The 9,120-nt window shown below is 72.6% G+C and carries 8 protein-coding genes, 2 tRNA genes and 1 pseudogene; 8 read left to right on the top strand and 3 right to left on the bottom strand.

Annotated features, from left to right (window positions below; genetic code table 11):
• The 4 genes from cobT to AOQ53_RS35205 all read left to right on the top strand — a co-directional run.
• The coding region (cobT, locus tag AOQ53_RS35220; RefSeq protein WP_236711921.1) for a nicotinate-nucleotide--dimethylbenzimidazole phosphoribosyltransferase at nt 1–2,086 on the top strand (2,086 nt) is incomplete at its 5' end.
• Nucleotides 2,087–2,245: 159 nt separating this feature from the next.
• A complete protein-coding gene (gene cobA, locus AOQ53_RS35215) occupies nt 2,246–3,487 on the top strand; it encodes a uroporphyrinogen-III C-methyltransferase (RefSeq protein ID WP_059423632.1) in 1,242 nt (413 codons plus the stop codon).
• A 64-nt stretch (nt 3,488–3,551) separates the two neighbouring features.
• On the top strand, nt 3,552–4,370 hold the full coding sequence (locus AOQ53_RS35210) for a TrmH family RNA methyltransferase (protein ID WP_059423631.1): 819 nt from the start codon (nt 3,552–3,554) through the stop codon (nt 4,368–4,370).
• 9 nt (nt 4,371–4,379) lie between these two features.
• Nucleotides 4,380–4,772 carry an NUDIX domain-containing protein gene (locus AOQ53_RS35205; protein WP_059423629.1) on the top strand — a complete coding sequence of 131 codons (393 nt, stop codon included), beginning with the start codon at nt 4,380–4,382 and terminating at the stop codon, nt 4,770–4,772.
• 62 nt (nt 4,773–4,834) lie between these two features.
• Here the strand turns inward: AOQ53_RS35205 and AOQ53_RS35200 are convergent, their stop codons facing one another.
• Entirely contained in the window at nt 4,835–6,268 is a 1,434-nt protein-coding gene (locus AOQ53_RS35200) for a serine/threonine-protein kinase (RefSeq protein WP_059423628.1), read from the bottom strand.
• Between the two features lie 195 nt (nt 6,269–6,463).
• Between AOQ53_RS35200 and AOQ53_RS46970 the strand changes: the two are divergent.
• From AOQ53_RS46970 to AOQ53_RS42205, 4 genes and pseudogenes are all read left to right on the top strand, one after another.
• Nucleotides 6,464–6,733: pseudogene (locus AOQ53_RS46970) on the top strand (hypothetical protein).
• A 234-nt stretch (nt 6,734–6,967) separates the two neighbouring features.
• Complete coding sequence (locus AOQ53_RS35190; RefSeq protein ID WP_059423625.1) at nt 6,968–7,174, top strand: hypothetical protein; 207 nt, start codon at nt 6,968–6,970, stop codon at nt 7,172–7,174.
• A gap of 362 nt (nt 7,175–7,536) precedes the next feature.
• Entirely contained in the window at nt 7,537–8,478 is a 942-nt protein-coding gene (locus tag AOQ53_RS35185; protein ID WP_059423623.1) for a phosphotransferase, read from the top strand.
• 79 nt (nt 8,479–8,557) lie between these two features.
• Complete coding sequence (locus tag AOQ53_RS42205; protein WP_078945653.1) at nt 8,558–8,848, top strand: TFIIB-type zinc ribbon-containing protein; 291 nt, start codon at nt 8,558–8,560, stop codon at nt 8,846–8,848.
• A 90-nt stretch (nt 8,849–8,938) separates the two neighbouring features.
• Here AOQ53_RS42205 and AOQ53_RS35180 read toward each other — a convergent pair.
• Both AOQ53_RS35180 and AOQ53_RS35175 read right to left on the bottom strand, forming a co-directional pair.
• A tRNA-Val gene (locus tag AOQ53_RS35180) sits at nt 8,939–9,010 on the bottom strand.
• Between the two features lies 1 nt (nt 9,011).
• A tRNA-Cys gene (locus AOQ53_RS35175) sits at nt 9,012–9,085 on the bottom strand.
• Between the last annotated feature and the right edge of the window lie 35 nt (nt 9,086–9,120).

Below are 9,120 nucleotides of genomic sequence, written 5' to 3'. Positions count from 1 at the left end.
CCCCACCCCCGCGGCGCCGGAAGCCCCCGAGGTTTCCCCCACTCCGCAGCCCCCGGAGAGCACCCCGGCCCCCGTCGAGGACGTCACCGTCGTACTCCCCGGCCCGGCCCCGGACGAGCAGGCCGGACAGCATGTCCAGGGCCCGCAGCAGTCCCAGGCCGCCGTCCCCCAGCCGGCCCAGCCCGAGGCGGAACCCGTGGTCATCGTCCCCGCACCCCGCGAAGGCGAAGCCGAACTCGTACAGAACGCCGACGACCTGGACACCCGGGGCGCCGAACAGGAAGACCTGGCGGACCAGGAACGCCACGAAGCAGAGAGCGCGGCCGCAGTGGAAGAAGCACGACAGTCCACCGGCCCCGCCGCCCCCGGCTACGACCCCGCCGAGCGCGAGGCCGTGCTGAAGGTCATGCGCGAACGCCGCGACATCCGCAACGGATTCCGCAGCGACCCCATCCCGCACGAGGTGCTGCTCCGCGTCCTGGAGGCCGCCCACCACGCACCCTCCGTCGGTCACTCGCAGCCCTGGGACTTCGTCGTCATCCGCTCCGCCGACACCCGGCGAGCGATGCACGAACTGGCCATGCGCCAGCGCGACGCGTACGCGAAGTCCCTCCCCAAGGGCCGGGCCAAGCAGTTCAAGGAACTGAAGATCGAGGCCATCCTCGACACCCCGGTGAACATCGTCGTCACCGCCGACCCGACCCGCGGCGGCCGCCACACCCTCGGCCGCCACACCCAGCCCCAGATGGCGCCGTACTCGGCCGCCCTGGCCGTGGAGAACCTCTGGCTCGCCGCCCGCGCCGAAGGCCTCGGCGTCGGCTGGGTCAGCTTCTTCGACGAGCGCGAGATGGTCCGCGCCCTCGGCCTGCCCGAGCACCTCGAGATCATCGCCTATCTGTGCGTCGGTTACGTCGACGAGTTCCCGGACGAGCCCGAACTGCTTCAGGCGGGCTGGTCCAAGCGCCGCCCGCTGTCGTGGGTCGTGCACGAGGAGACGTACGGCCGCCGCGCCCTGCCCGGAGAGGAACCGCACGACCTGCTGGCCGAGACCGTCGCGCAGATCCGCCCGCTCGACGCCAAGGCGCTCGGCGAGGCGTGGGAGCGCCAGAAGCGTATGACCAAGCCGGCCGGTGCGCTGGGCATGCTGGAGATCATCTCCGCGCAACTGTCGGGCCTGTCCCGCCAGTGCCCGCCGCCCATCCCGGAACCCGCGGCCGTCGCGATCTTCGCCGGCGACCACGGCGTGCACGCGCAGGGGGTCACCCCCTGGCCGCAGGAAGTCACGGCCCAGATGGTGGCCAACTTCCTCGGCGGCGGCGCCGTCTGCAACGCCTTCGCCACCCAGGTGGGCGCCGAGGTCTGCATCGTCGACGTGGGCGTCGCCGCCGACCTCCCGGCCACGCCGGGCCTGCTGCCGCGCAAGGTCAGGGCCGGTACGTCGGACATGACCACCGGCCCGGCGATGACCCGCGAGGAGGCCAAGCAGGCCATCGAGGTGGGCATCGACACCGCCCGCGACCTGGTCGCCGCCGGCAACAAGGCACTCCTCACCGGCGAGATGGGCATCGCGAACACGACCGCTTCCGCCGCCCTGATCTCCGTCTTCACGGGTGCGGACCCGGCCGAGGTCACGGGCCGGGGCACCGGCATCAACGACGAGACCCTCGCCCGCAAGACCGAGGTCGTCCGCCGTGCCCTCGAACTCCACCAGCCGGACCCGGCCGACCCGGTCGGCGTCCTCGCCGCGATCGGCGGCTTCGAACACGCCGCCATCGTCGGCCTCCTCCTCGGCGGCGCGTCCCTGCGCACGCCGGTGATCCTGGACGGCGTCAGCGCCGGCGCCGCCGCCCTGGTGGCCCGCGCGATCGCCCCGGAGGTCCTGGCCGCCTGCATCGCGGGTCACCGCAGCGCCGAGCCGGGCCACGTGGCCGCCCTGAACAAGCTCGGCCTGCGCCCCCTGGTCGACCTGGACCTCCGCCTGGGCGAGGGCACAGGCGCCCTCCTGGCCCTCCCCCTGGTCCAGAGCACGGCCCGAGCGATGCACGAGGTGGCGACGTTCGATTCGGCGGGAGTGACTGAGAAGTAAGGCTCCTGTGGTGCGCGTGGGTCCGTGGGCACGGACTCACGCACCCGCACCCGGTGACGACGCCCAGCCACCGGACACCTGTGCCACCCCGAACACCCGCGCCGTAAAATCCGCACGTCAGGGCTACCGAACCACCGCCGCAACAGGAGCCGCACCCTCATGGCCGAACACCCCGCCTACCCCGTAGGCCTCCGCCTCACCGGCCGCCGCGTGGTCGTCCTCGGCGGCGGCCAGGTCGCCCAGCGCCGCCTCCCGGCCCTCATCGCGGCGGGCGCGGGCATCATCCTCGTGTCCCCCGAGGTCACCCCCTCCGTACAGGCCATGGCGGACGCCGGCGAGATCACCTGGCACCAGCGCGCCTACGAGGAAGGCGACCTCGCCGACGCCTGGTACGCCCTCATCGCCACCGGCGACACGGAAGCGAACACCAGGGCCTCCGCCGAGGCCGAACGCAACCGCGTCTGGTGCGTCCGCTCCGACGACGCCGACGAGGCGACGGCCTGGACCCCGGCCACCGGCCACAGCGAGGGCGTCACGGTCGCCGTACTGACCACGGACGCCCGCGGCCGAGACCCCCGCCACACCGCCGCCATCCGCGACGCCGTCGTCGAGGGCCTGCGCGACGGCACGCTCGTCGCCCCGCACCACCGCACCCGCACACCCGGAGTCGCCCTGGTCGGCGGCGGCCCCGGCGACCCGGACCTGATCACCGTGCGCGGCCGCCGTCTGCTCGCCGAGGCGGACGTCGTCATCGCGGACCGCCTCGGCCCGCGCGATCTCCTCGCCGAGCTCCCGCCCCACGTCGAGGTGATCGACGCGGCGAAGATCCCTTACGGTCGCTACATGGCCCAGGAGGCCATCAACAACGCGCTGATCGAGCACGCGAAGCAGGGCAAGTCGGTGGTCCGTCTGAAGGGCGGCGACCCGTACGTCTTCGGCCGCGGCATGGAGGAAGTCCAGGCCCTCGCCGAGGTCGGCATCCCCTGCACGGTCGTCCCCGGGATCTCCAGCTCGATCTCGGTCCCGAGCGCGGCCGGTATCCCGGTCACCCACCGCGGCGTCGCCCACGAGTTCACTGTGGTCAGCGGCCATGTCGCGCCGGATGACGAGCGCTCCCTGGTCGACTGGCCGTCCCTGGCCAGGCTGACCGGCACGCTGGTGATCCTCATGGGCGTCGACAAGATCGGAAAGATCGCGGAGACGCTCGTCGCGCACGGAAAGCCGGCCGACACCCCCGTCGCCCTCGTCCAGGAGGGCACGACGGCGGCTCAGCGCCGAGTGGACGCGACCCTTGCGACGGTCGCGGAGACGGTTCGTGCCGAGGACGTGAAGCCCCCGGCGGTCATCGTCATCGGCGAGGTCGTGGAGGTCGGCCCCACGGCCGGCGCACTCCGCAAGTAACCCCGGGTAACACAACCGTCCCAAGCCGTTGGCACCGCACCCAGGACAAGGCAGTATCAACCCTGTGGCCGATCTCATCACCGTCGAGGATCCCGACGACCCGCGCCTGCACGACTACACCGGCCTGACCGACGTGGAACTGCGCCGCAAGCGCGAACCCGCCGAGGGCCTCTTCATCGCCGAGGGCGAGAAGGTCATCAGAAGGGCCAAGGAAACGGGTTACGAGATGCGGTCCATGCTGCTCTCGGCCAAGTGGGTCGACGTCATGCGCGACGTCATCGACGAACTCCCCGCCCCGGTCTACGCCGTCAGCCCGGAGCTCGCCGAGCAGGTCACCGGCTACCACGTGCACCGCGGCGCGCTCGCGTCCATGCAGCGCAAGCCCCTGCCCACGGCGGCCGACCTCCTCCGGACCGCCCGCCGCGTCGTGATCATGGAGTCGGTCAACGACCACACCAATATCGGCGCGATCTTCCGCTCCGCCGCCGCCCTCGGCATGGACGCGGTCCTGCTGTCCCCGGACTGCGCCGACCCCCTCTACCGCCGCAGCGTGAAGGTCTCCATGGGCGCCGTCTTCTCCGTACCGTACGCCCGTCTGGACACCTGGCCCAAGGGCCTCGAGTCGGTCCGCGAGGCCGGCTTCACGCTGCTCGCCCTCACGCCCGACGAGAAGGCCCGGACCCTCGACGAGGCCGCCCCGCACACCATGGACCGCGTGGCACTCATGCTCGGCGCCGAGGGCGACGGCCTGTCCACCCAGGCCCTGGTCGCCGCCGACGAATGGGTGCGCATCCCCATGTCCCACGGCGTCGACTCCCTCAACGTGGGCGCGGCGGCCGCTGTGGCCTTCTACGCCGTGGCCACCGGCCGCCCTCAGCCCTAGGGGCCCTACGTGGCACAGCGCCAGGCGATCGTCGCCGTACTACTGCGCGGGGACCGTGTCCTCGCGATCCGGCGCGGCCCGGCGGTCGCCCGCCCCGGCTACTGGCAGCCGCTGAGCGGCAAGCTCGAACCGGGCGAGACCCAGGACCAGGCGGTCGTCCGGGAGGTCCGCGAGGAGGTAGGCCTCACCGTCGTGCCGCTGGCGAAGGTGTGGGAGTCGGAGACCGACGACCACCGCTTCCGCCTCCACTGGTGGACCGCCCGCGCGGACACGGGTGAGGTCGTCCCCGACCCCGGCGAGGTCGCCGAGACCCGCTGGGTCACACCGGAGGAGTTCCTGGCCCTGGACCCGGTCTTCGACGGCGACCGCGAGTTCTTCGAGCGGATCCTGCCGGGGATGTGACCCCGGGGCTGTGACCGCGGGCCCAAGGCAGCGAAGTCCTGCGGTTCGAAGGCTTCGAAGCCCTACGGTTCGTAGCCCTGCCGGACGCTCTCCTGCCGGACACCGCCCCTGTCGCCGTCGCCGCCGAGTCCCCGCGCCGAGCTCTGGCAGCCTTGCACCAGGGCGATGCCGACGGCCACCAGCAGCGTGACCACGACGAACACGAACAGCCGCTGCCGCAGCAACCGGGGGTTGGCGGGCCGCAGCCCGGTCCCCGTGTTCCTGGACGTCTGCCGCCCCGTACCGCTGTGCGGGGCGGTGCGGCTGCCGCTGCCCGACCGCGTCCCGTTGCGTCCGGTGGGCGTCGGCCGTGATCCGGACCGCGACGGAGTGCCGCCGCGTGAGGCCCCGGAGCCGCGCACCGGAGTCCTGCCGCGGTTCCCGCCGCCCGTCGACCGGGACCCGCCCCGCGCGCCGGAGCCTCCCTGGGAAGCCGGACCGTCCGGCGACGGAATGCCGTCTCTGGGCCCGGAGGAGCGCCGCGGCGGGGGAGTCCCCCGGCCGCGCTGCGCCCCGGAAGCCCCCGCACCCTGCTGTCCCTGCGGACGCCGACCGCGCTCGGGGTAGGTGTCGGTGGACCGGTCCGTCTCGGCACCGCGCGGCGCGGGCGGCCGTACACCGGCCAGGTCCTGCGACTCCCGGGCCGCGATCTCCTTGAGCCGCATGGACAGTTGGAGCGTGCTGGGCCGTTCCTCCGGGTCCTTCGCCAGGCACGCCCGGACGAGCGGAGCCAACGCGTCGGGTACGCCGTGCAGCTGCGGTTCCTCGTGCACGACGCGGTACAGCATCACCTCGGAACTGCCGTGCCCGAAGGGCGAGTCGCCCATAGAGGCGTACGCGAGCGTGGCACCGAGCGAGAACACGTCCGTGGCAGGCGTGACGGCGGCCCCGCGCACCTGCTCCGGTGCGAGGAAGCCCGGCGAGCCGACCGCCGTACCGACGTGGGTGAGCGTCGAGGCGCCGGTGGCCCAGGCGATGCCGAAGTCGATGATCCGCGGCCCCTTCGGGGACAGCAGGATGTTGGACGGCTTCAGGTCCCGGTGCACGACCCCGGCCTCGTGCACGGCGACCAGGCCCTCCGACAGGGCGGCGCCGACGGCCGCGACGTCGGCCGCGCCGAGCGGTCCCTCGGCGGCGACCTTGTCGTGCAGGGAGGGGCCGGGTACGTACTGTGTGGCGAACCAGGGCCGGTCCGCGTCGAGGTCGGCGGCCACGAGCCGTGCCGTGCACCCGCCGCGAATCCGTCTGGCCGCCGAGACCTCACGGGCGAACCGCGAGCGGAATTCCTGATCCTCCGCCAGGTCAGGCCGGATGACCTTGAGCGCGACCCGCTGCCCCTTCTTGTCGGAGCCCAGGTAGACCACGCCCATCCCGCCCGCGCCGAGCCGTCTGTGAAGCCTGAACGAGCCGACGACGCGCGGGTCCTCGCGCCTCAGGCGCATCATCGCCATGTTCATCCCCGCTGCCCGGTCCTGTGACGAGCCACAGCTTACGTTTCCACAGCCGCCCGCGCGCAGAGGCCGCGCCCTCTCGGGGCGATGGATTGTCAGTGGTGGATCGGAGACTTGAAGGGTGGTCAGTGGGCGCGCGGACAGGGCGGGTTCGCGCGGGGGTTGACACCAACCGCCCGCCACGGAAGGGGGATTGGATCCGTGAAGGGTGACCGTGTGGAGATAGTCGTGGACGCCGGCGACACGATGCGCACGTATGAGGTGGTGGTGAGCGGGGCGGGTCGCAGGGTGGAGACGGCGGTACGTCGAGGTGTCGTGGAAGTGAGCGAAGTCACCAGGTGGGGGCCCCTCACGCCGTTTGGGCAGTGAGGGAGGAACCGTGGTCGCACGGCCCGTTTCATGGCGAACCGGGTGCTGGCACTGGCCGAACAGCCGATTCCGAGGGAGCGAAGCTCGGACAAAGCGGGGTGAGCCGGGCGTCCCTTCGGGGAAGACCCTGAGACTTGGGCCTTCGCCTCCACCCAGGGGAGTACACCGCAGGTGACGGCTCATCCTCCGGGAGGCCCGGCAGTCGGTACGAGGGCATGACGCCCGGGGCGGGCCGGCCGCCTAGATTTGAGGTCAAGCGGCGGGTGCAGCACTCGTCCCCCGAGGTCAGACACTCGCCGCTGCCGACGACAACTGAGAACGGTCAGGAGAGGGACCATGGCCCACACGGCACCGCGGACGCCGATCCGCGAGGAGGGACGCAAGGTGTACGCCGCCGCGTTCCGCCGCCGCCAGGGCCGTCGCCACCCCGTGGTGGCGACGCTGATGGCCCTTCCCCTGGCGGTCCTGCTCCTCCTCGTCTTCGACGGGTGGGAGACAGTGGCCACACAGGCGTCGTCCGTGGGAGAGATGCTGGGGCGCTGAGCGGCGACCCCAGGCCCGGAAGAGCGGTCCGGGCAGGGACATCCCACCCATGAAACCCCGTGGGGACGGGGGTGCGGCGGACGGCACAAATGCCGGCGCAGCTGGGGAGCTGCGCCGGCATTGCTTTGCCCGTACGCAGGCGGGTGCGGGTCCGCCGAGCTGCCGCGGGCTGCCGGTCCGCCCAGCGCGGGGCAGTCGGTCCCGCTCAGCTGCGGGCAGTCGTGCCGCCAGGGGGGCAGTGTGGGCGCAGCGGCACCCCGATCCGCCGGGCTGCGGCCCCACCCGGCCCCGGCACCGATGCCGAGCACCGGTCCCCAACAGTGCCTTACACCCTGGCCCCACGTGCGCGTACTCTCGCCCCGGTGAAGCCCGCCCCCGCCCTGCTCGTACAGCAGCTCACCGCCAAGGCCCGAGCCACGGCTCACGCACGCTCCTCGACCTGCCCCTGCGGAGCAGCCACACTCGCGGACCACCCCGACGGCATCGTCGTACGGCACGCGGACACGGTCGCGAAGGCCCACCCGGAAGACACCGACACGACCGGACTGACCACCCGCCTCACCATCGCCACCCACCACCCCGGCATCCTCCTGCCCCCACTCGTCCCGACCCCCGCGGACCTGCACGGCCGCCTCGTGACGTTCTGGCCGTACGGCATCCCCGTCGACCCGGACACTCCCGACGCCGCCCCCTGGGAAGCCGCCGCCACCCTCCTCGCGCGACTGCACCGCACCCCGGCCCCGCCCGGCCCGCCCACCATGCGAGGCCCCGCCAAGGCGGCGCTAGCCATCGCCCGGCTCCGGGCCGTCGGCCCGCACCCCGCCGCCACCCCCGTCCTGCGCGCCTGGGGCACCCTCCCCGCCTGGGCCCAGGGCGAGGCGCCGATGCCGCACACCGGCACCTTGTGCCACGGCGACCTCCACCTCGGCCAGCTCGTACGCCACCCTGCCCCCGAAGGCCCCTGGCTGCTGATCGACGTGGACGACCTCGGCGTCGGCGTCCCCGCCTGGGACCTCGCCCGCCCCGCCGCCTGGTACGCCTGCGGACTGCTCCCGCCCGGCGAATGGGCCCGGTTCCTCGCCGCCTACCGCGCCGAGGGCGGCCCTGCCGTCCCGGTCGAAGGCGATCCCTGGCCCGCCCTGGACGTCCCCGCCCGCGCCCTCACCGTGCAGACCGCGGCCCGGGCCGTCGCCAAGGCCGTCGCGGCCGGTCGTCCCCTCGACGAGGTGGAGCAGTCGGTCGTGGACGCCTGTGACCGAATGGCTACCGTCCCGCCGCAGTTGGCGCAGGAGCGCACGAAGTAGGGTGTAACCGACCACAGCCGGACAGAGTCTGTCCTGGCGACACACGAAGCAGGACCGACCGGCGAGGAGTTGAACCACCATGCAGTGTCCGAAGTGCCGTGCGCCGATGCAAACGTACAACCGCAACGGTGTCCAGATCGAGCAGTGCAGCGGCTGCCGCGGGATCTTTCTCGACTATGGCGAGCTGGAGTCGCTGACCCGCCTGGAAGCACAGTGGTCCCAGTCCGCCCCACCGCCCCCGCCGGCTCCGCAGGCTTACCCCGCCCCTCCTGCCCCCGCCTGGGGAGCCCCGCACGGTGGCCACGGACACCATGGCCACCACGGTCACCACCGGCAGAAGAGCTTCGGGCGCATGCTGTTCTCGTCCTGACACCAGGACCCTGACATGACGATCGACACGATTGTCGCGACACGACGAAGCCCCCGGCCGATGCGTACGGCCGGGGGCTCCGGTGTGATGTGGACGATACTGGGATTGAACCAGTGACCTCTTCCGTGTCAGGGAAGCGCTCTCCCGCTGAGCTAATCGTCCTTGGAGGTGGAGACGGGATTTGAACCCGTGTAGACGGCTTTGCAGGCCGTTGCCTCGCCTCTCGGCCACTCCACCAGGAGCGTAGGGGACCGGGAAGCCCCCTGTTCCTT

This window comes from Streptomyces azureus, assembly GCF_001270025.1.
GTDB lineage: Bacteria > Actinomycetota > Actinomycetes > Streptomycetales > Streptomycetaceae > Streptomyces > Streptomyces azureus.
This window is presented reverse-complemented; position numbering and strand designations above follow the sequence as displayed.